This is a genomic window from Mycolicibacterium llatzerense (assembly GCF_025331195.1).
GTDB classification, from domain to species: domain Bacteria; phylum Actinomycetota; class Actinomycetes; order Mycobacteriales; family Mycobacteriaceae; genus Mycobacterium; species Mycobacterium llatzerense.
Window position 1 is genome coordinate 2854610 of sequence record NZ_LXOV01000001.1, and the last position, 19159, is coordinate 2873768.

Annotated in this window: 20 protein-coding genes; 11 read left to right on the forward strand and 9 right to left on the reverse strand. The window is 67.1% G+C overall.

Features of this window, described 5'->3' with window-relative positions; all coding sequences use genetic code 11:
* Positions 1-36: 36 nt before the first annotated feature.
* Complete coding sequence (locus A7G45_RS14070; protein WP_260937753.1) at positions 37-459, forward strand: MarR family winged helix-turn-helix transcriptional regulator; 423 nt, start codon at positions 37-39, stop codon at positions 457-459.
* On the opposite strand, the gene nagA is transcribed toward A7G45_RS14070, so the two are convergent.
* Genes nagA through A7G45_RS14090 form a run of 4 tightly spaced genes read right to left on the reverse strand, consistent with a single transcriptional unit; the run spans position 422 to position 4930 of the window.
* Positions 422-1588 carry an N-acetylglucosamine-6-phosphate deacetylase gene (gene nagA / locus A7G45_RS14075; RefSeq protein WP_260937755.1) on the reverse strand — a complete coding sequence of 389 codons (1167 nt, stop codon included), beginning with the start codon at positions 1586-1588 and terminating at the stop codon, positions 422-424. The two genes, A7G45_RS14070 and nagA, sit on opposite strands and share 38 nt — an antisense overlap.
* Positions 1585-2592: an SIS domain-containing protein gene (locus A7G45_RS14080; RefSeq protein WP_260938188.1), complete on the reverse strand. Its 1008-nt coding sequence runs from the start codon at positions 2590-2592 to the stop codon at positions 1585-1587. The genes nagA and A7G45_RS14080 overlap by 4 nt, the downstream gene beginning before the upstream one ends.
* A gap of 29 nt (positions 2593-2621) precedes the next feature.
* Positions 2622-3533: an N-acetylglucosamine kinase gene (locus A7G45_RS14085; protein ID WP_260937757.1), complete on the reverse strand. Its 912-nt coding sequence runs from the start codon at positions 3531-3533 to the stop codon at positions 2622-2624.
* Positions 3530-4930, reverse strand: a complete 1401-nt coding sequence (locus A7G45_RS14090; protein WP_260937759.1) for a sugar porter family MFS transporter — start codon at positions 4928-4930, stop codon at positions 3530-3532. The genes A7G45_RS14085 and A7G45_RS14090 overlap by 4 nt, the downstream gene beginning before the upstream one ends.
* A 100-nt stretch (positions 4931-5030) precedes the next feature.
* Between A7G45_RS14090 and A7G45_RS14095 the strand changes: the two genes are divergently transcribed.
* The 3 genes from A7G45_RS14095 (at position 5031) to yhjD (ending at position 7955) form a co-directional block, all read left to right on the forward strand.
* Positions 5031-5747, forward strand: a complete 717-nt coding sequence (locus tag A7G45_RS14095; RefSeq protein ID WP_260937761.1) for a GntR family transcriptional regulator — start codon at positions 5031-5033, stop codon at positions 5745-5747.
* Positions 5748-5822: 75 nt separating this feature from the next.
* A complete protein-coding gene (gene trpS, locus A7G45_RS14100) occupies positions 5823-6851 on the forward strand; it encodes a tryptophan--tRNA ligase (protein WP_260937763.1) in 1029 nt (342 codons plus the stop codon).
* A gap of 75 nt (positions 6852-6926) precedes the next feature.
* Positions 6927-7955 carry an inner membrane protein YhjD gene (gene yhjD, locus A7G45_RS14105; RefSeq protein WP_260937764.1) on the forward strand — a complete coding sequence of 343 codons (1029 nt, stop codon included), beginning with the start codon at positions 6927-6929 and terminating at the stop codon, positions 7953-7955.
* Positions 7956-7959: 4 nt separating this feature from the next.
* On the opposite strand, the gene A7G45_RS14110 is transcribed toward yhjD, so the two are convergent.
* Positions 7960-9198 (reverse strand): oxygenase MpaB family protein, encoded by a 1239-nt coding sequence (locus A7G45_RS14110; RefSeq protein WP_260937766.1) that lies wholly within the window; start codon positions 9196-9198, stop codon positions 7960-7962.
* Between the two features lie 147 nt (positions 9199-9345).
* On the opposite strand from A7G45_RS14110, the gene A7G45_RS14115 reads away from it, so the two are divergent.
* Both A7G45_RS14115 and A7G45_RS14120 read left to right on the forward strand, forming a co-directional pair.
* A complete protein-coding gene (locus A7G45_RS14115) occupies positions 9346-9786 on the forward strand; it encodes a MarR family winged helix-turn-helix transcriptional regulator (RefSeq protein WP_071287220.1) in 441 nt (146 codons plus the stop codon).
* 69 nt (positions 9787-9855) lie between these two features.
* On the forward strand, positions 9856-10950 hold the full coding sequence (locus A7G45_RS14120) for an NmrA family NAD(P)-binding protein (RefSeq protein ID WP_071287221.1): 1095 nt from the start codon (positions 9856-9858) through the stop codon (positions 10948-10950).
* A gap of 128 nt (positions 10951-11078) precedes the next feature.
* On the opposite strand, the gene A7G45_RS14125 is transcribed toward A7G45_RS14120, so the two are convergent.
* On the reverse strand, positions 11079-11615 hold the full coding sequence (locus A7G45_RS14125) for a carboxymuconolactone decarboxylase family protein (protein ID WP_071287222.1): 537 nt from the start codon (positions 11613-11615) through the stop codon (positions 11079-11081).
* Between the two features lie 121 nt (positions 11616-11736).
* On the opposite strand from A7G45_RS14125, the gene A7G45_RS14130 reads away from it, so the two are divergent.
* On the forward strand, positions 11737-12339 hold the full coding sequence (locus A7G45_RS14130; protein ID WP_071287232.1) for a CGNR zinc finger domain-containing protein: 603 nt from the start codon (positions 11737-11739) through the stop codon (positions 12337-12339).
* 52 nt (positions 12340-12391) lie between these two features.
* Here A7G45_RS14130 and A7G45_RS14135 read toward each other — a convergent pair whose 3' ends face one another.
* The gene (locus tag A7G45_RS14135) at positions 12392-12889 is read right to left on the reverse strand and encodes a DoxX family membrane protein (protein ID WP_083420387.1); all 498 of its coding nucleotides are present in this window, start codon (positions 12887-12889) and stop codon (positions 12392-12394) included.
* Positions 12889-13335, reverse strand: a complete 447-nt coding sequence (locus A7G45_RS14140; RefSeq protein WP_071287223.1) for a DM13 domain-containing protein — start codon at positions 13333-13335, stop codon at positions 12889-12891. Before A7G45_RS14140 ends, A7G45_RS14135 begins: the two co-directional genes overlap by 1 nt.
* Before the next feature lie 151 nt (positions 13336-13486).
* Between A7G45_RS14140 and A7G45_RS14145 the strand changes: the two genes are divergently transcribed.
* Together A7G45_RS14145 and A7G45_RS14150 are read left to right on the forward strand one after the other, a co-directional pair.
* Positions 13487-14209 carry a response regulator transcription factor gene (locus A7G45_RS14145; protein ID WP_071287224.1) on the forward strand — a complete coding sequence of 241 codons (723 nt, stop codon included), beginning with the start codon at positions 13487-13489 and terminating at the stop codon, positions 14207-14209.
* The gene (locus A7G45_RS14150) at positions 14206-15333 is read left to right on the forward strand and encodes a sensor histidine kinase (RefSeq protein ID WP_083420389.1); all 1128 of its coding nucleotides are present in this window, start codon (positions 14206-14208) and stop codon (positions 15331-15333) included. The genes A7G45_RS14145 and A7G45_RS14150 overlap by 4 nt, the downstream gene beginning before the upstream one ends.
* A 3-nt stretch (positions 15334-15336) precedes the next feature.
* Here A7G45_RS14150 and A7G45_RS14155 read toward each other — a convergent pair whose 3' ends face one another.
* Positions 15337-16596 (reverse strand): PucR family transcriptional regulator, encoded by a 1260-nt coding sequence (locus A7G45_RS14155; RefSeq protein ID WP_260937777.1) that lies wholly within the window; start codon positions 16594-16596, stop codon positions 15337-15339.
* Between the two features lie 136 nt (positions 16597-16732).
* On the opposite strand from A7G45_RS14155, the gene A7G45_RS14160 reads away from it, so the two are divergent.
* Both A7G45_RS14160 and A7G45_RS14165 read left to right on the forward strand, forming a co-directional pair.
* Positions 16733-18214 carry a flavin-containing monooxygenase gene (locus A7G45_RS14160; RefSeq protein ID WP_071285958.1) on the forward strand — a complete coding sequence of 494 codons (1482 nt, stop codon included), beginning with the start codon at positions 16733-16735 and terminating at the stop codon, positions 18212-18214.
* A 9-nt stretch (positions 18215-18223) separates the two neighbouring features.
* Positions 18224-19159 (forward strand): alpha/beta hydrolase, encoded by a 936-nt coding sequence (locus A7G45_RS14165; RefSeq protein WP_071285957.1) that lies wholly within the window; start codon positions 18224-18226, stop codon positions 19157-19159.

A 19159-nucleotide genomic window follows, 5' to 3' on the forward strand; every position in this document is an offset into this window, starting at 1 on the left:
AGACGCATACGATATGGCAATGCCTACGATGATGGGATGTCAGCCAAGCGACCTGACCTCGCCGCGCTGCTCGCGCCGCTGCTGCGTGAGCTGATCGCCGCCGAGCAGCCGGTGCTCGACGCCCATGGCGTGAGCATGTGGGGCTACGTCGTGCTGCTGACACTCGACGAGACCCCGATGCGATCGCAGGCCGTGCTGGCGCAGGCGATCGGGGCCGACAAGACCCGCATCATCCGCACGCTCGACGACCTGCAGGACCGCGGTTACATCGAGCGGACTCCCGACCCCGATGACCGCCGAGTCCGCCTCCTGTCGATCACCGCGTCGGGACGTCGCCTCAAAGACGCGGTGCAGGCAGACATTCAGCGCGGTGAGGAGCACTGGCTCGGCGAACTGAGCGCCGATGAGCGCCGGGTCTTCCTCAAGGTGCTGCAACGTCTGGCACCGACGCCCGAATGATCGCCAGCTCGCCACTGGTCATGACGGCGGCCACCTGCAGGTCCGCGTCCAGCACCACCAGATCGGCAGTCCGGCCGGGCGCCAGGCGGCCGACCCTGGTCAATCCCAACGCCTCCGCAGGCGTCGTCGCGGTCATCGCAGCCGCGGCGATCAACTCCGCGTCGGCGTCGGGGTTGTGTACGGCGGCGCGAAAAACGCGATCCATCGTCGCGGTACTGCCCGCGATCGTCGACCGACCTCGAACCCGCGCGACCGCATTCTCGACTTCCACATCGAGCGCCCCGAGCCGGAAGGAGCCGTCCGGAAGTCCGGCGGCGGCCATGGCATCGGTGATCAGGGCGACCCGTTCGGAACCAGCGGATGCGACGACGTGGCGGAACAGGGCGTCATGCACGTGCACCCCGTCGGCGATCAGCTCGACGGTGACGCGGGGATCTTCCAGCAAGGCCATGGCCGGCCCCGGGTCCCGATGGTGCAGCGGCCGCATGGCGTTGAACACGTGCGTCCCGACTGTGGCCCCCAGGTCGATGGCGGCCCGTGTCTGGTCATAGCTGGCATCGGTATGGCCCACGGCGACAACGACTCCCGCTGCCGCCAGTCGTTCGACGGCCTTGAGGCCGTTGGGTAGTTCGGGCGCCACCGTGACCATCCTGATGGCGCCGTCGGCGGCCTCCAGCAGTGTGTCGATCGCGGCGGGGTCCGGGTCGCGCAACTGGCCGGCGTCGTGCGCGCCACAGCGGGCCGCACTGAGCCACGGGCCTTCCAGGTGGATGCCGGCGATCACGCCGGCGCGGGTCGCGGCGGTGAGAGCACGCACCTGGGTGAGCAGCTCGGCCGGCGCCGCGGTGACCAGGCTGGCGAGCGTGGTCGTGGTGCCGTGGCGGCGGTGAAACGCTGCCGCACGGCTGATCTCGTCCGCCACCGGCTCGGTGTACGAAGCGCCACCGCCACCGTGCACGTGAATGTCGACGAAGCCCGGCACCACGATCGCATCGGCGAAATCGTGGTCCGGCGGCCGAGGTGGGACGCCTGCCCCCACGTCGATGATCCGGCCCGCGGACGTCTCGACCCAGCCTGGCCGGTGCACCCCGCCGGGGGTCACGACCGCGCCGGCGGCGATCAGTGTCATAGCGTCTCCGTGACCTTCCGCAGGCCCCGCGGCTGGTCGGGGTCACCGCCGCGGGCGAGCGCCAGGTGCAGCGCAAGCTGTTGCAGCGGAAGGATTTCCAGCAGCGGGGACAGCTCGTCGCCGACGCCGCTGGGTAGCGCGATGCCGCCGGCCAGTCCGGACAGCGCCGCGGGGGCTCCGACCCCGAAGACATCGGCGTTGCGCTCGGCCAGCCGTTCCAGCACTGGCGCCATGGCCTGCCCGCCGGCGCCTTCAGGAACCACCGCGAGCACCGGCACCTGTGGGTCGACGGTGGCGAGTGGTCCGTGCAGCAGATCGGCACCCGAAAATGCCTGTGCGGAAAGGTAAGACGTCTCCATCAGCTTGAGGGCGGCCTCGCGGGCGGTGGGGTAGGAGTAGCCGCGGGCGGTGGTGATGAGCCGTTGCGCGAACCGGTAGCGCTGCGCGACCTCGCGCACCAGGTCACCGGAGGCGAGCACCTGCTCGCCGAGATCAGGCAACGCGTCGACCCCGTCGCCATTGCTGCCGAGCAGCAGTTGCAGTGCGAGCAACTCGGCGGTGTAGGACTTGGTCGCGGCCACCGACCGTTCGGCACCGGCCAGCACATCGATGTGAATCGCCGCTGCCGCAGCCAGATCCGACGCGGGGTTGTTGGTGACGGCGACCGTGAGCGCACCCTGCGCGCGGGCCACCTCGACCGAGCACACCAGGTCAGGTGACCCGCCAGATTGGCTCACCGCGATGTACAGCACATCGCGCAGGTCGGGTTGGGCGCCGTAGACCGTCATCGTCGACGGGGAGACCAGCCCGGCGGGTAGGCCATGTTTGATCTCGACCAGGTACTTCGCGTACAGCGCGGCGTGGTCGCTGGTGCCTCGCGCCACGAACAGCACGAATCGCGGTGCGGCCGCGGCGATCTGGTCGGCGGCGGCGCGGATGGGGGCACGGCCCTCGTCGAGCAGCCGGCGCCAGACCTGCGGCTGCTGCGCGATTTCGGCGGCCATCAGGTGGCCGTGGGACGTTTGATCGGGGCTCACTTCTTCTCCTTGTCGGGGTCACAATCCAGTAATAGTCGTTGGGCGAGTTCGACGGCGCCGCGCACCGGGTCGACGGCCAGGACCCGCACATCGGTGAACTGCTGCTCGGTGAGGCGCTGCCGCACCACTTTCTGCAGGGCCGGTTGGTGGACCGCCAAGCCGCCGGCGAGCACCACCGGCCCGGTGAAATCCAGCCGGGTGCCGACGGCAACGGCCAGTTCGGCCAAGGCGGCTCCGGCTGCGTCGACGATCTGACGGCTCACCGCATCACCACCGCCGGCCAGTTCGAAGACGACGCGAGCCCGGCCGGCCCAGTAGCGCCGGTCGGGTTGGTCGTAGAAGTGGTCGAGCAGCTGGCCCGGGAACTGCAACCCGCAGTCGGCCGCCAACTGCTGGCCCAGCCGGTCGGCCGGTGCGCCGCGATCGATCCGAGCCATGGTGCGCCGCACCGCTTCCCGCGCCACCCAGTAGCCGCTGCCTTCGTCGCCGAGCAGGTAGCCCCAGCCGCCGGCGCGGCTCTGTTGCTCACCTCGGCGGCCGAAGGCGACAGATCCGGTGCCGGAGATGACGGCGATACCGTCGCGGACCCCGGCCGCGGCGAGGATGAGTTGACTGTCGTGCACCACCCGGATGCGGGCGCAGCGCAGCCGCTGCGCCAGCAGGTCGCGCAGCCGGGCTTCGCCGGCGGGGGTCTCGACCCCCGCCGCTCCCGCGCACACCGCCTGGATTCCCTTGGTGCCCAACCGGTCCAGGATAACGTCCAGCTGGCGTCCGGCCTCGTCGGCGCCGACCGACGAGATGTTCGCGCTGCCGGCCAGGGCCTCGGCGACGACGGTGCCGTTCTCCACCCGGACCGCCTGGGTCTTGGAACCGCCGATGTCGAGTCCAAGAACGGCGCAGCCGGTCATCGGGCAGCTTCCGCGTCAGCCTGCTCGGACGGCCAGGTGCCGCCGTTCTCCCAGAAGTGCCGGATCTCCTCGAGCTGACGGCCCTTGGTCTCCGGGGCGAAGCGGTACACGAAGACGAAGGCGAGCAGGGCGAGCACACCGAACACCATGAATGTGCCGGAGCCGCCGAGGGTTTGGAGCATGGTCAGGAAGAAGCCGGCGACGATCGCGTTGCCCACCAGGTCGGAGGTCAGCATGGCGCTGGACCCCATCGACCGCAGCTGCGACGGAAAGCTCTCCCCGGCGTACACCCAGACCAGCGCGCCGAACCCGAAGGTGAAGCCGACGGTGAACAGCAGCACGCCGATGAAGCCGAGCGCCGTGAGCGCGCCACCGAAGTTCGATCCGGCCAGGAACACCCCGATGAGCAGCGCGTTGGCGGCGATCATCATGCCGATGCCGCCGAGCAGGATCGGTCGCCGGCCGACGCGGTCGACCAGAACCAGCGACACGAATACCGCGATCAGGGCGGCGACCTGGACCAGGGCGGGCAGGATCAGCAGGGCGAAGTTGCCGTGGAAACCCATGGCCTCGAACAGTTTCGGGCTGTAGTAGACGATGGCGTTGATGCCGGTGATCTGGATGAAGAAGCCGAGGACGACGACGAACAGCGTGGCCCGCAGGTACGGCGGTCGCAGCATCTCGCGGAAGGTGCCACCGCGTTCTTCGTGCAGTGCCCGGCCGATCTCGTCGATTTCGGCGTCGATATCGGCGTCTGGATCGACCATCGCCAGGGTGCGACGCGCTTCGTCGACCCGGCCTTTGAGCATGTACCAGCGGGCGGTGTCCGGCATGCGCAGCAGGACCACGGCCACCACCAGGGCCGGCACCGAAGCCAGACCGAGCATCCAGCGCCAGCTCCCGGAGTCGGCCAGGGAGTAGGCGGCGAGGTAGCCGATGATGATGCCGATGACCGTGGCCACCTGATAGGCCACCAGCAGTGATCCGCGAATGCTCGCGGGCGCTGATTCGGCGACGAACACCGGCACCACGACGACCGAGATACCGATCGTCAGGCCGAGTAGCAGGCGGGCCGTCATCAGCATCGGCACCGATACCGACAACGCACACATCAACGCGAACGCGGCGTAGGTGGTGGCGACCAGCACCATCGACTTCTTGCGGCCGATCTTGTTGGCCAGCCAGCCGCCGACGATGGCGCCGGCGATCTCGCCGATGACCACCATGGTGGTGATCCATTGGACGCCCGCGGTGTCGAGATCGAATTCCCTGGGGATGAACAGCATCGCGCCGGCGATGTTGGACAGGTCGTAGCCGTAGATGACGCCGACGCTCGCCGCGGCGACCCCCACGAGTAGGCCCAGCTTCGACGTTTTTCGAGTCTCGGTAGTGCTCACGCGCGGAGTCCTATCGCCGGAGTGGAAATTGGTCTATACCAATTTGGTAGATGCTAGATTGGCATATACCAATAAGGCCGTCAAGAGGTGAATCGAACCGATGTCTGAAGCAGCTGCCCCGACCACCGCTGCGCCGCGGTACTTCCAGGTCAAGTTGGCTCTCGCGGACCTGATCGCCGAACTCGACCGGGGGATGTCGCTGCCGCCCGAGCGTCAGCTCGCCGAACAACTCGGCACGTCCCGGACCACGTTGCGCAAGGCGCTGGCCGAGCTGGCCGGCGAGGGGGTGCTGCGCCGCACGCAGGGCAGCGGGAATTACGTCGCGCCACCCAAGGTCGTCCACGTGCGGCAGTTGTCGTCACTCACCGACGATCTGAAAGCCGAAGGGATGCAGGCTTCTTCGCAGATTCTGGGGCTCGAGCAGGTGCGAGCGGACAAGGTCGTCGCCGAACATCTGGAGATTGCGGAGGGGGAGCGGATCCGGCTCCTGACCCGGTTGCGTCTGGTCGACGGCGAACCGCTGGCGATCGAGGCGGCCCACCTACCCGGTGCGCTGCCGCGGCTGGAGACGCGGCTGGCCGAGACGGGCTCGCTCTACACGGCGCTGCGGGACTGCTACGGCCGTGGTGTGCACTCGGTGGAGGACACCGTCGAGACCGCGATGGCGACGCCGGATCAGGCCGAGCTGCTGCAGATCGCGACCGGGCAACCCTTGCTGCTGGTCCACCGGACCAGTCGTGACAAGTCGGGGCAGGTCGTGGAATGGACCCGCTCGGTGTACCGCGGCGACCGGTTCCGCTTCGTCGCGCGGGCCTGATCGGCCCGGCTCCGCCGGCGCCACGACCAGCCCAGGACAAAAGCGGATGACAGCAGTGCGAAAATCGAAGCCATCATGAGCAACAGCGGTGCAGGCGCGGACAAGCGCGTCGTCTTTTCCGGGGCACAGCCCACCTCCGACTCGCTTCACCTGGGCAACGCCCTGGGCGCGGTGCAGAACTGGGCCCACCTGCAGGACGGCTACGACGCGTTCTTCTGTGTCGTCGACCTGCATGCCATCACCGTCCCTCAGGACCCCGAGACGCTGCGTCGCCGGACGCTGGTGACCGCGGCGCAGTACCTGGCGCTCGGCATCGACCCCGCCCGCAGCACGGTGTTCGTGCAGAGCCACGTCGCCGAACACACTCAGCTGGCCTGGTTGCTGGGCTGCTTCACCGGCTTCGGTCAGGCGTCGCGCATGACGCAGTTCAAGGACAAGTCGCAGAAGCAGGGCGCCGACGCCACCACGATCGGCCTGTTCACCTATCCGGTGCTCATGGCCGCCGACATCCTGCTCTACGACACCGACCTGGTGCCCGTCGGTGAGGACCAGCGTCAGCACCTGGAACTGGCCCGCGACCTCGCCCAGCGGTTCAACGCGCGCTTCCCCGACACCTTCGTGGTGCCCGAGGCCATGATCCCCAAGGCCACTGCCAAGATCTACGACCTGCAGGACCCGACCGCGAAGATGAGCAAATCGGCGGCCACCGACGCCGGGCTGATCAACCTGCTCGACGATCCGGCCAAGAGCGCCAAGAAGATTCGCTCGGCCGTGACCGACAGCGAGCGCGAGATCCGATTCGACACCGAGGCCAAGCCGGGTATCTCCAACCTGCTGACCATCCAGTCGGCGGTCACCGGCACCGCCATCGACGCGCTGGTGGCCGGGTACGAGGGGCGCGGCTACGGTGACCTGAAGAAGGAAACCGCAGAAGCCGTCGTCGAGTACGTCACCCCGATCAAGAACCGGGTCGACGAGCTGCTGGCCGACCCGGCCGAACTGGAGTCGGTGCTGGCCGCCGGCGCCGACCGCGCCGAGCAGGTGGCGTTCAAGACGCTGCAGCGCGTCAACGACCGCCTGGGCTTCCTGCCGCGGCTGCGCTGACGTTGCGGACGCCGCGCCAGGACACCCGCGGCGTCGCGCACTAGGCTTTCCGGCAAACAAGGGGGTTTGCCAGAAATGACCGACTCGGACCAGCCGGGCCTGCTCGACCGACTGCGCCAGCGGCATCCGTGGCTGGACCGGATCATGCGGGCCCAGGACCGCTACCAGGACTGCAACGGCGACTTCTATGCCGCCGGCATCACCTACTTCACGGTGTTCGCGCTGTTCCCGCTGCTCATGGTCGGTTTTGCGGCGGGTGGCTTCGTGCTGGCCTCACGCCCCGACCTGCTGGCCGAGCTGGAGGTGCACATCCGGTCAGCGGTCGCCGGTGACTTCGGCAATCAGCTGGTCGGGTTGATGGATTCCGCGGTGAAATCGCGCACCTCGGTCGGTGTCATCGGTCTGGCGACCGCGGCCTGGGCCGGTCTGGGCTGGATGGCCAATCTGCGTAAGGCGCTCACCGAGATGTGGGAGCAGCAGAGCGAACCTGACGGCTGGGTGGGCACCAAGCTGTCGGACCTACTGGCGTTGGTCTCGGCGTTCGTGGCGATCGTCCTCACCATCGGTCTGACCGCTGTGGGCGATACCGGGTTGATGACGACGGTCCTGCACTGGTTCGGCGTCGGGCATGTGCCGGGCCTCGGCGTGCTGCTGCGGGTGGCGTCGTTGGCGGTGTCGTTCCTCGTGGCGTGGTTGATGTTCACCTGGATCATCGCCCGGCTGCCCCGCGAGAAGGTCAGCTTCCGCAGCTCGGCCCGCGCCGCCCTGATCGCCGCGGTGGGCTTCGAACTCTTCAAACAGGTCGCGTCGATCTATCTGCGGACCGTCATGCACGGGCCGGCGGGCGCGACGTTCGGTCCGGTGCTGGGTCTGATGGTGTTCGCCTACATCACTGCGCGGCTGATCCTGTTCTCGACGGCGTGGGCGGCGACGGCGCCGGAGACCATGGCGCTGGTCCCCGTGGCGCCGCCGGGACCGACCACGATCGTCACCCGTTATCGCGAGCGTGAAGGCGCGGACAATGTAGTCGCGAGCGCTGCTCTTGGTGCGGCCGTGGGCCTGCTTGGTGGGCTTGGTCTTTCGCGGTTGACCCGACGCCGGTAGGTGCTCAGCGCCGCAGCGGATTCGTGGCGATGAACTGCTCGGGCTTGTGTTCTGAGGCCCAGCGTTGCCAGCGCTCCCAGGCGTCCACCGAGCGTCGTTGCCAGGCCGCATCGACTGCCGGGCTGACCCGACGGGCGATCTCCAGCACGGTGATGAACGGCGCGCGGGCCAGTAGCAGCGCCAACCCCAGCCAGGGCGACGGCAGTCGGAATTGCTTGCGGTTCCAGGGCAGCATGAACAGTCGGGTGTAGCCGGACTGGATGTGCAGATGCAGTTTGGCGCGCCACCGCTGCAGCCCGGTCTGGTCCTGGCGCGGTGCGAAGGACGGGACGAACGACTCCACCAGTTCAGTACCGGCCGCGCCGGAGTCATGCGACCGGGTGGCGTCGAACAGATACAGCATCCGCACACCGTCGGCGACGGTCTTGGGGAACACCTCGGACTGCACCCCGACCAGGTGGCCGAGGTAGCGGTTGAAATGCATGGCCGCGCGGATTTCCTGCGGCGACGTGAGGTAGCCCAGCGAGTACAGACCCAGCGCGGGGCCGACGCTGCCGCCGAGCAGGGTCAGCATCATCTCGGCCTGGCTGATCGGCAGTCCCCAACGGGCGCTGTCCCATTCGGCGTTTTCCGCTACCCGGAGGCGGACGCTGACGTGCATCACCCGGACCTGCATCGAGATGCGTCGGCCCAGTGAGCCGGGGGTCAGCGCCGCACCGGGTCGGCACACCTCGATCCACCAGCGGGTGGTCTCCAGGTAGCGGTTCAGCGCCGACGCGCCTGCGTAGCCGCCCGAGAGTGACAGCGGCACGGCCAGCGAGCCCTCGGTATAGGTGTCGAGGGTGCCTGCATTGCCGACGGCGCCCAGGGTGTAGCCCCAGCGGCGCCACACCGCCGCGCCCTGCTCGATGAGTTCCGGGTCCACCCAATCGGGGACCACCTCGAATTCGGCGAATAGTTGCCGCATGGATTCCGGAGCCTCCGGCACCTGATCGATGCCGAGGTCGAGCGCCTTGTTCAGCAGCGCGCGGGACTCCTGCGGCCCGAGATCGCCGAGGAAGGTCTCGTCGACGAACCGCTCGGCGACCGGGTCGCCGGTGGTGAGCAGGCGCGCGTAGCCGTCGACGATCTCGTCGTCAGGCAACAGGTCGAAGCGGGTGATTCGCTTGAGTGCGTTGCGGATTCGGGCGTGTGGCCCGGCCTCGCGTGCCTCCGGCCACCGGAATGCTGACGGTGCCTGCACGGTCCTCCTGTCGATACCTGTCGGGCGGTGCGGTCCAGTGAACGTAGCACCCGGTTGACGCCCGTCAAGTTCGTGATGGCCGTTTCGGTTACCCGGTTCGACGGCCGCCCGTTGCTCGCTCAATGATGTATATGCAACAATGGTGACATGGTCCATTCCGCTGTCGACGAGATTGCCGCCAACTGCCTGGCGGTTCGTGTCCGGCTACTCGGCCGAGCGGTGACGAGTCTCTACGACCACGCGCTTGAGTATCATGGTGTCAGCATCGCCCAGATCAACCTCATGGCTGCGTTGGGGAAGATGGGCCCCAGCTCGCCGGCGCGTATCGGCGAGGTGTTGCAGCTGGAACGGTCGACCGTCAGTCGAAACCTGAGTCTGTTGATCAAGCACGGCTGGGTGGAGGCGGTCTCTGCGAACGCCAAGGGGGTGCGAGAGGTCGCGCTGACCTCATCGGGCTTCGAGAAGGTCGATGACGTGATGCCGGAATGGCAACGGGCACAACAAGAAGCTGCCGAACTGCTGGGGACGGGCGGCGTCAAGGCGGTCCGATCCCTCGCGACCAACGTCGGCCTGCCGCTCGGCGACTAGCGCAATCGGTCCACGGGCGCCGATCTCGATGTTCCAATGTTGTATATACACTATTGTAAAGGAGTCGCAATGTCCACACATCCCACTTCGAAGATCTTCATGATCGGAGCGACAGGGGCACAGGGCATCCCGGTTGCCCGCGCCCTCGTCGCCGACGGGAAGTACTCCGTACGATTTCTCACTCGTGACGCCACGAGTGCGCGGGCCAAATCATTGCTCGAACTGGGAAACGTCTCGGCGCTCGAAGGCACGTTCACTGACGAAGCGGCGCTGCGAGAAGGCTTCCGCGAATGCGACGGCGCGTTCGTCAACATCGATGGATTCAACGCAGGCGAGAAGACCGAGATGTACTGGGCCATCCGCGCCTACGAGATCGCCATCGAGGAAGGCGTCAAATTCTTCGTGTACGGGAACCTCGACTACGCGCTGAAGAAGGCCGGCTTCGACTCGAGGTACCGCGCCGGTCACTACGACGGCAAAGGGCGCATCGCCGAATGGATCCTGCTGCAGAATCAGGCGAATTCGGATCGGATGGGCGCCGCCATCTTCACCTCGGGCCCGTACATCGAAATGACGATCTCGCCCCTGACCCCCATGGCGCCCAGCGTCGAAGACGGCGTGGTCACCTGGCGGGTGCCACTCGGCGACGGTGCGGTGCCCCATGTCGCACTCGAGGATTGCGGCTACTACGTCCGATGGCTCTTCGACAACACCGACCGGTCCAATGGCATGGACCTCGAAGTGGCCATCGACCACATCCCGTATCGCGAACTTGCGCGGGCATTCGAGACCGTTACCGGACATCGCGCCCGCTATGTCGACACCGACATGGACGCGTACTGGCGGGGACCGCTCAGTGGCGTCGCCGACAGCCCGGCTGGATACAACGCGGACCCGAATGACCCGAGCACCATGACATTTCGAGCCAACTTCACCGGTTTCTGGAATCTGTGGAAAGACGGCGTCATCGAACGGAACTACGCGCTGCTGGACGAAATCCACCCGAACCGGATTCGCACCGCCGAGCAGTGGTTCAGGCGTGAGGACGAAGTCGGCAGAGCGACCGGGAAGGGCAGCCTGTGGGAGCGGGTCCAGCCGGAAAACTGGAGTCTGGACTCGGCCGTCCTGAAGAGCAGCCAGGACCTGCGCACCGGCAAGCTGTGAGCCTCAGAACTATTCGATGAAATGTCTTGCTCAGAATCGGAGAAAGTAGGCGACTGGTGGGGGCGGCCGGCCCGCCGCTGAGAATTCCGCGGCGGCGGGCCGGTGGTGGGCCAGTGTGGATTCGTGGCCTACAGCGTCACGGCGGGCCAGTCATTGTCGACGTGCGCCAACACATTGAAGTAGTTGGTCAAGGTGTTAAGGGCCAAGTTCACCACCACCTCACCGATTTCTTCATCGGAGACTCCGGCATCGCGTGCCGCCTGCAACTCTCCGTCGTCGACCTTGCCGCCGTTGCCGGCGATCGCGTTGGACAGTTTGAGCAATGCGGCGACATGCGCGTCGCTGGACTCGGCGGCACGGGCGCTGCCGAGTTCGCCGGCGTCAACCTTGGCGATGTTGGCACCGATGTAGGTGTGAGCCGACAGGCAGTATTCGCAGCCGTTGAGCTGTGCGGTGGCGATCGCCAGGCGCTCGCGAACTGCCGGCTTGAGCACGCCTTTGCCGGCCTCCCCGGACAGTGCGAGGTAGCTGCGCAGCAGGGTGGGGCTGTTGGCCATGACTTTCGTCATATTCGGTACCAGCCCGAGTGACTTCTGCACCTGAGCCAGTAGATCGGCCACTTCGCCGGTCGCGGTCTCGGGCTCGATGGGGGCGAAATTCGTCATGGGAAATCCTTTCGTCGACACACAGGCTAATGGGACAAGTGGCCATCAACCGTTAGAAGATCTATCACGCAGTTCTAACGGAAGCAACCTGCATATGCCGTGATAAATTGACAAGGTGTCGATGAAGGATCCCGCGTGGCTGTTGCCGGACGAGCCGGCGCCGGTGCGGTATATGAACACGATCTGGGCCGACACGCATGGCGTCCACGACGAACTGACCGACGCGATGGCGTTGCGTGATTGGCTTGCCGCCGTTACCAATTGCGAACGCACCGATCTGGGGAGGGCAACCCAAGACGAGTTCACCGGCGCCCTGCGGCTCCGTGACGGCCTTCGACGGTTGGCGGCTCACTGCACGGCGGACGGGCGTCCGGCTGCACAATCACCAGTCACAGAGATCGACGAGGCGGTTCGTATCGTCAACAGCCTGCTTGCTGACCTGCCACGCACGCAGCTCGTGATTCGCGACGGTCAGCTGCACAGTGTGAACGCCCGGCACGCATCGCCGATCCGAAGTTCCTTGGCGGATCTCGGACATCAGGCGATCGGCCTGCTCACCGGGCCTGGGGCCGTCAAACTGAGCGCCTGCCACGCGCCCGGTTGTGTGTTGTACTTCGTCAAGTCGCACCCGCGTCGCGAATGGTGCTCAGAAGCCTGCGGGAATCGCGCCCGGGCCGCGCGCCACTACCGGCGAACTCGGCTCAACAAGCGTGCCGACGGTTAGTGGACGTGGCAGTCAAGGCGGCATTCCTGACCCGGTGAGTACAGCCTTCGTCTCAGCTTTCTTCCTTGTGAACCGATTGCCGGCGCACCAGCGTCATGATCGTCCAGCGACTCGAATATCCCTGTCCGACAAGCACACCCACGCTGAGCAGTGCCATGATCGGATATTGGGCGATGAGCTGGTCCGAACTCCAGTAGACGGCGAGCAATCCCGCTGACGCGGCGGCCGACAGCGTGCTGAACACGCCGAGGACCAGGACCAGGCCCACTGCCACCTCGGTCAGCGGAGTCACGATGCCGGCGAGATCTGCCGTCGGCCGCAGCAGGTTCTCGGCCACGAACCGGAAGTATTCCGGCACACGCGAATTGGCCGACGCGCCGTCGACGACGAGCAGAATGTCCGCGCGCCCGAAGTGCGCCCGGAACTTCACGTATCCCTCGTGCAGCCACAGCAGTCCCAGCCCGACCCGGACCGCGCCGAAGAGTATCGACGCGGCCAGGTCGGCGCGGTCACGCGTGGTCAGTGCGCGGGTGGTCATCAGACCGGTCATCACATCAGCGAGGCAGCGCCGAAGACTGCCTTCGCCTTGTCGCAGTGGATGACGACCGTGGTGTAACCGGCGGTGTCGATGCCCGTCAGCGGGAACGACTGCGTTGCCTGGTCGTACTTGATGGCCGAGATCTGCTTGCCCGCCGCGACGTCGGACTCGGTGGAGCCCTTCGTCAGGTACACGTGCAGGTCCGGGCCCTCGTCCGAGGTGAAGTTGCTGAACTCCAGATTGCCGCCGGTCACCTTCGCCGAGCCCGCGACGTGCTTGCCGTTGAGCCCCGTGAACTGGCCTGCCCGGGCGGCGCTCGCGGTCATGGCGGACGCCGACGTCATGGCGGCACTGGGGGCGCCGGACGATCCAGCCGACTTCATCTCGTTCGCGCCGCACGCTGTGAGGGTCAGGGCGAACACCGCAGCTGCTGTTGCCGCGATGGGCTTGATGACCATGTGGTTCTCCTTCGAGCGTCGGGGTGCCGATCACCCCGTCGCCCACGAAGTTAGGGAGCGCGCCGGACGCGTTGGACAAACATTTCAGAACCGTAAGAACCGGACCGTCGCGCTCGCGGCTGTCTAGGCTCGGCACCATGAGAGGTGCGATATGGATGCGCCCGTGACGTCGGATGACGGTGGCGGAGCGCACGTCATGCTGGTCGAAGACGACCGCCGGGTGCGCACGGCTGTGGCGGCGTACCTGCGCGCCAAAGGTTTTCGGATCGACGAGTACGCCGACGGGGAAACCGCGCGGGACGCGGTGCAGCGTTCGGTGCCCGACGTGCTGGTCCTCGACCGCATGCTGCCGGGTCTGTCGGGCGACGACCTGCTGCGCGAGATTCGGACCCGCTCGGACGTCCCGGTGATCATGCTCACCGCCCTCGGTGCCAGTGGGCACCGCATCGACGGCTTGGAACTCGGCGCCGACGACTACCTCGCCAAACCGTTCGCTTTGCGTGAGCTGCAACTGCGGATTTCGAAGCTGTTGCGGCACAGGGTATCCCAGCAGTCGCCGTTGGCCCCTTTCGTGGTCGGCCGGTTCCGCATCGACCCGACGATGCGCCGGATCACTTGCGGCAGCGCTGATGTCGAGCTGACCGCACGCGAGTACGAACTCCTGCTCTTCCTCCTCAAGAACCCCGACCGCGTCGTCTCCCGCGACGAGATGCTGCGGGAGGTGTGGGGGTGGAGTACCGGCGACGCGTCGACGGTGACGGTGCACATCCGCCGGTTGCGCGAGAAGCTCGAAGCCGACCCGCGCGATCCCGTCTACCTGCGCACCGAATGGGGTTCGGGATACCGGTTCACGCCGTCGGGGAGGTCGTCATGATCCTCGGTGCCGCGGACCTCGTCGTCATCGCAGTGACGGCACTGCTCTGCACGTCGGTCGCCACCGGCGCGGCCGTCATCGTCATGCAGCTCAATCGGCGAGGGTCCATCGCCACACAGGTGGCGGCGCTGATCTGCGCGACCATCGTCGCCATCGTCGCGTCCACGGTGGCCATCTCCATCGAGATGTACCTCTCGTCGCACGACCTCCAGGTGCTGCTGGCGGTGCTCGTCGTCTCCGCTGCGCTGGCCGCGCTGGCTGCCGGGTTCATGCTGCGCCGGCTGCGGCGGTCGCTGGCCCGGCTGCAACTCGCGGCCGAGCAGATCGGCAGCGGTGAAGTTGTCACAGCGGACGTCGACAGCTCGCGGGAATTCGCGGAGTTGTCCAGCCGGCTCGCGCAGTCGTCGGCGCAACTTGCCGCTGCCCGTGCGGAAGTCGAGCAGCTGGATCAGTCACGACGACAGCTGGTCGCGTGGGTTTCGCATGATCTGCGGACGCCCCTGGCCGGGATGCGCGCGATGGCTGAAGCGCTCGAGGAAGGGGTGGTCGACGACCCGGCCGAATACATCCGCCAGATCCGTGATCAGGTGGACTCGGTCAACGGCATGGTCGATGGGCTGTTCGAGTTGTCCAAGATTCAGAGCGGCATGCTGAAGCTCAGCAAGGAGCCGGTGGTGCTTCTGGACCTCGTCTCCGACGTCGTGTCCGATATGCGGGCTCTCGCGGCCACCCGCGGCATCCGCATCACGCACGCCGGGATGGCCGACGCGGTGCTGCATGCGGACGCCGGAGAGCTGTCGCGGGTGGTCGCGAACCTGTTGGTCAACAGCATTCGGCACGCGCCGGAGCATTCCGAGATCGAGGTCTCGGCGCAGCGGCTCGACGGCGACCGGATTGTGCTCACGGTGCTGGACCAGGGGCCCGGCGTGCAGTCCCAGGATCTCGGCCGGATGTTCGACATGGGCTGGCGCGGCACTGCGGCCCGCACCCCGGAAGACGGTGGGTCGGGTGCCGGCATCGGCCTGGCCATCGTGCGGGGCATCGTCGAGGCACACGGCGGCGAGGTTTCCGCTGCCCACGTACCCGGCGGGTTCCGGCTGGATGTGACGCTGCCGACGGCGTGATCGTCAGGCGTCGGGCGGACCCGCGGTGAGCACCCGGGGACCGAGCTGGTGCGCCAGTTCCAGTGCCAGTTCCATGGCCAGGCGCCGTTCGCCCGGCTGGTAGCCGAGCAGCTCGGTCGCTCGGGCCACGCGCTGCAGGACGGTGTTGCGGTGGGTGTGCAGCCGGTTGGCTGCGCGCGGCGCGTTCTCGGCCTCGTCGAGGAACACGCGCAGGGTGTCGCGCAACCGGGCTGCCGCCGACGTGTCCTCGGCAAGGGGGCCCAGCGTCGCGGCGACGAATTCGGCTGCGCGATCGGTGTTCTGGGCCGCGAGCGCCGTGACTTCGAGGTCGCGGAACAGTGCCACCCGCGCGCCACCGCTGTGTCCGGCGAGCAGACTCTGGATCGACAGCGCCGCCTCGTGGGAGCGGCGGAAGCCGGTGATGCCGGGCCGCGTCGGACCCACGGCGACGCGAATATGGTTCTGGGCCTGACGGATTGCGTCAGGCAGCACATCGACGGCCGGTTCGGAGCTGCTGCCCAGCCACGCCCATAACGTCGACGGCCCGACGGACAGCGTCAACGGCGGACGGGTGCCCGCGGCCCGTGCCAACACGGCCGCCGCCGACTCGAGCGCACCCTGCACGTCACCGTGGGGTGGCGTCCACAGCACCAGGGCGGTGTGGCGCTGGCGCAGGTCGTAGCCCAGGCGTTCGCCGGCGCGCGCCGCGTCGATGGCGGCGCCGTCGAGAATCAGCCGGATGGTCTCGGCGCGGCGGGCGATCGCGCCACCGAGCACCTCCTCGCGTTCGCGTTGCGCCGCGGCGATGACGCTGCCGACTACGTGGTCGACGTACTCGAACATGCGCTGCGACGCGACCTCCAGCAGCTCGAACAGCAGCGGGCCGGAGGGTACGAGCTGCGTGGCGTGCGCCATGTAGCGACGCCAGGCCACGTTCTGGCCGCGCCGGTAGGACTGGAAGATCACGTCGAGGTCCAGCCCTCGCCGCGCCACCGTGCGGGCGATGTCGAGGGCCTCGGGTGGGATGTCGATGGTCCCGATCTTGGCCTCGCGGCGGGCGTACAGCGACAGCAGCCGCGCGGCGTTGGCGCGGTTGCTGGCCGAGGTGTCCGCCAGCACGGCCGCGTCGGACCCGGCGGCGGGCGTGAGTTCGACCTCGGCGGCATCCATCTCGGCGACGAGGTCATCGAGTTCGGCCAGCATCAGTTCGGCGACGTCGCCCATGAGGTTGATGACCTCAGGCGATGGGGTCTCAGCGGCCATCAACGCAGTATGCGCCTGCACATATCACTGCTCGAGTACTGGGCCGTCGCACCTGTGCTGTGTGTCGCGGCGTCCATAGCGTCAGTGCCATCACACCACCACCTCCAAGCGATCAGGAGTCACAGTGTCCACCTCAATGAAGCGGTCCGAGACGCGCGATGTCGATGTGTTGATCATCGGGGCGGGCATCTCCGGCATCGGCGCGGCATATCACCTGAAGGCGAACCGCCCGGGCACGTCGTTCCTGATCATCGAGGGGCGCGACGCCATCGGCGGCACCTGGAGCCTGCACAAGTACCCCGGCATCCGCTCGGACTCCGACATGCCCACGTTCGGCTTCGGCTTCAAGCCGTGGACGCACCGCAAGTCGATCGCCGACGGCCACATCATCCTCGACTACCTGCAGCAGACCGTCGATGAGAATGGCATCGACGAGCACATCCGCTTCGGTCAGCGCGTGCAGAACGCGAACTTCGACTCCGGCAGCGGACGGTGGACCGTCACTACCACCCAGGGCGGACAGACGTCGACGTTCACCGGTCGCTTCCTGTTCCTGGGCACCGGGTACTACGACTACGAGAAGCCGTTCATCCCGGACTTCCCCGGCAAGGCGGACTTTGCCGGACAGGTGATCCACCCGCAGCTGTGGCCCGAGGATCTGGACTACGCCGGTAAGAAGGTCGTCGTCATCGGCAGTGGCGCAACGGCAGTCACACTGATTCCGTCCATGGCGGACAAGGCCGGCCACATCACCATGCTGCAGCGGTCCCCGAGCTACGTGCTGTCGGTGCCGGCGGCCGACCCGATCACCAACACCCTCAACAAGGTACTGGGCCACGAGCGCGCGTTCCCGATCGTGCGGCGCAAGAACATCGCGACCAGCCGTGGGTTGTTCAAGCTGTGCCAGAAATACCCAAAGCTGATGCGAAAGCTGTTGATCGCCAACGTCGCCCGGCAGCTACCCAAGGGCTTCGACGTCGATACGCACTTCACACCGCGGTACAACCCGTGGGAGCAGCGCCTCGCCATGGTGCCCGACGGCGACCTGTTCAAAGCGGTCAAGGCCGGCAAGGCGTCGATTGTCACCGATCAGATCGAGCGATTCACCGAGCGCGGCATCCTGCTGCAGTCCGGGCAGGAGCTGGAAGCCGACATCATCGTCACCGCAACGGGTTTGAACATGTCGGCCTTCGGCAAAATCGCGCTGAGCGTTGACGATCAGGTGCTCAACCTGCCGGACCACACCGTCTACAAGGCGATGATGATCTCCGACGTGCCAAACATGGCATTCGCGATGGGGTACACCAACATCGCCTGGACCCTGAAGGTTGACCTGGTCTGCGAGCACTTCTGCCGGCTGCTGGACCACATGGATGCCCACGGCCACGACGTCGTCGTCCCCGTCGTCGAGAACCCCGACATGGAGCGCGGCCCGCTGATGGACCTGTCATCGGGCTACGTCCAGCGCGGAATCCAACAGTTCCCCCGCAGCGGCGACAGCGGTTCGTGGCTGGTCAAGCACGCGTACGAGATGGACGCCGAGCGGTTGCGCAACGGCGACATCGAGGACCCGGGTCTGCGGTTCTCGTCCGTCAAGTCTGTCGCGTTCGCGTCGTAAAGGATTGTCATGAAACAGCTCTACTTCTACAGCCACGGGGTGCGCTGCGCCGCTTGGCATCTGACCGCCGCCACCGATGTGCTGGCAGGTGAGTCCGGCCGGCCGTGCGTGGTGATGGCCCACGGCTTCAGTGGCACCAAGGATACCGCGCTGCTCAGCTTCGCCGAGCCCTTCGCCGCCGCCGGACTGGATGTTCTGGTGTTCGACTACCGCGGGTTCGGTGAGTCCGAAGGTGTTCCCCGGCAGGATATTTCGATACCCCGCCAGCGGCAGGACTACCACGCCGCCATCGCCGCGGCGCGGCACCTGCCCGGGGTGGACCCGGACCGCATCGTGCTGTGGGGCACGTCGTACGCGGGCGGTCACGTCATCGCAGTCGCAGCTCGCGATCAGCGCATCGCGGCCGTCATCTCGATGAATCCGGCAGTCGACGGTGTCGCCACGCTGGCGCATCTGCGTCGTACCTGCGGGACCGGCTACCTGGTGCGCTCGACGGTCAACGCCCTGCGGGACGTGATCGGCAGCGCGCTAGGACGGCCCGCGCACATGGTGCCGGTGGTTGGGCAGCCCGGATCGAACGCGGTGATCGCGACGTCGGGTTCGGAGGAGGCCTGGCTGCCCGTCGCCGGGCCGACGTGGCGCAACGAGGTGCGCGGCCGGCACGCCCTCGGCGTCGCGTTCAACCGCCCGATCACGAAGGCCGGCAAGTTGAACTGTCCGATTCTCGTGCAGCCCGGCACCGACGACCGCATCGCGCCGGCGGCCGCGGCGCGCAAGGCAGCCCGTCGCGCCGGGTACTGGGCGCAGCTGCGGGAGTACCCCACCGACCATCTCGACTTCTACGACGGTCCCTGGCAACAACGGGCTCTGGCCGACCAGCTCGACTTCCTGAAGCGTGATCTGGCGCCGGCGCAGGGCCACCTCCACGAAACCCACTCTGCCTGA

Coding starts and splice junctions, on each gene's coding strand:
- A7G45_RS14135 (WP_083420387.1), bottom strand. CDS start 12,889: ATGACCGGTCTGATGACCACCCGCGCACTGACCACGCGTGACCGCGCC.
- A7G45_RS14160 (WP_071285958.1), top strand. CDS start 16,733: ATGAAGCGGTCCGAGACGCGCGATGTCGATGTGTTGATCATCGGGGCG.
- A7G45_RS14080 (WP_260938188.1), bottom strand. CDS start 2,592: ATGGCCGCCGAAATCGCGCAGCAGCCGCAGGTCTGGCGCCGGCTGCTC.
- A7G45_RS14165 (WP_071285957.1), top strand. CDS start 18,224: ATGAAACAGCTCTACTTCTACAGCCACGGGGTGCGCTGCGCCGCTTGG.
- A7G45_RS14070 (WP_260937753.1), top strand. CDS start 37: ATGTCAGCCAAGCGACCTGACCTCGCCGCGCTGCTCGCGCCGCTGCTG.
- A7G45_RS14095 (WP_260937761.1), top strand. CDS start 5,031: ATGTCTGAAGCAGCTGCCCCGACCACCGCTGCGCCGCGGTACTTCCAG.
- A7G45_RS14115 (WP_071287220.1), top strand. CDS start 9,346: ATGGTCCATTCCGCTGTCGACGAGATTGCCGCCAACTGCCTGGCGGTT.
- A7G45_RS14155 (WP_260937777.1), bottom strand. CDS start 16,596: ATGGCCGCTGAGACCCCATCGCCTGAGGTCATCAACCTCATGGGCGAC.
- nagA (WP_260937755.1), bottom strand. CDS start 1,588: ATGACACTGATCGCCGCCGGCGCGGTCGTGACCCCCGGCGGGGTGCAC.
- A7G45_RS14150 (WP_083420389.1), top strand. CDS start 14,206: ATGATCCTCGGTGCCGCGGACCTCGTCGTCATCGCAGTGACGGCACTG.
- A7G45_RS14130 (WP_071287232.1), top strand. CDS start 11,737: ATGAAGGATCCCGCGTGGCTGTTGCCGGACGAGCCGGCGCCGGTGCGG.
- yhjD (WP_260937764.1), top strand. CDS start 6,927: ATGACCGACTCGGACCAGCCGGGCCTGCTCGACCGACTGCGCCAGCGG.
- A7G45_RS14120 (WP_071287221.1), top strand. CDS start 9,856: ATGTCCACACATCCCACTTCGAAGATCTTCATGATCGGAGCGACAGGG.
- A7G45_RS14125 (WP_071287222.1), bottom strand. CDS start 11,615: ATGACGAATTTCGCCCCCATCGAGCCCGAGACCGCGACCGGCGAAGTG.
- A7G45_RS14085 (WP_260937757.1), bottom strand. CDS start 3,533: ATGACCGGCTGCGCCGTTCTTGGACTCGACATCGGCGGTTCCAAGACC.
- A7G45_RS14140 (WP_071287223.1), bottom strand. CDS start 13,335: ATGGTCATCAAGCCCATCGCGGCAACAGCAGCTGCGGTGTTCGCCCTG.
- A7G45_RS14145 (WP_071287224.1), top strand. CDS start 13,487: ATGGATGCGCCCGTGACGTCGGATGACGGTGGCGGAGCGCACGTCATG.
- trpS (WP_260937763.1), top strand. CDS start 5,823: ATGAGCAACAGCGGTGCAGGCGCGGACAAGCGCGTCGTCTTTTCCGGG.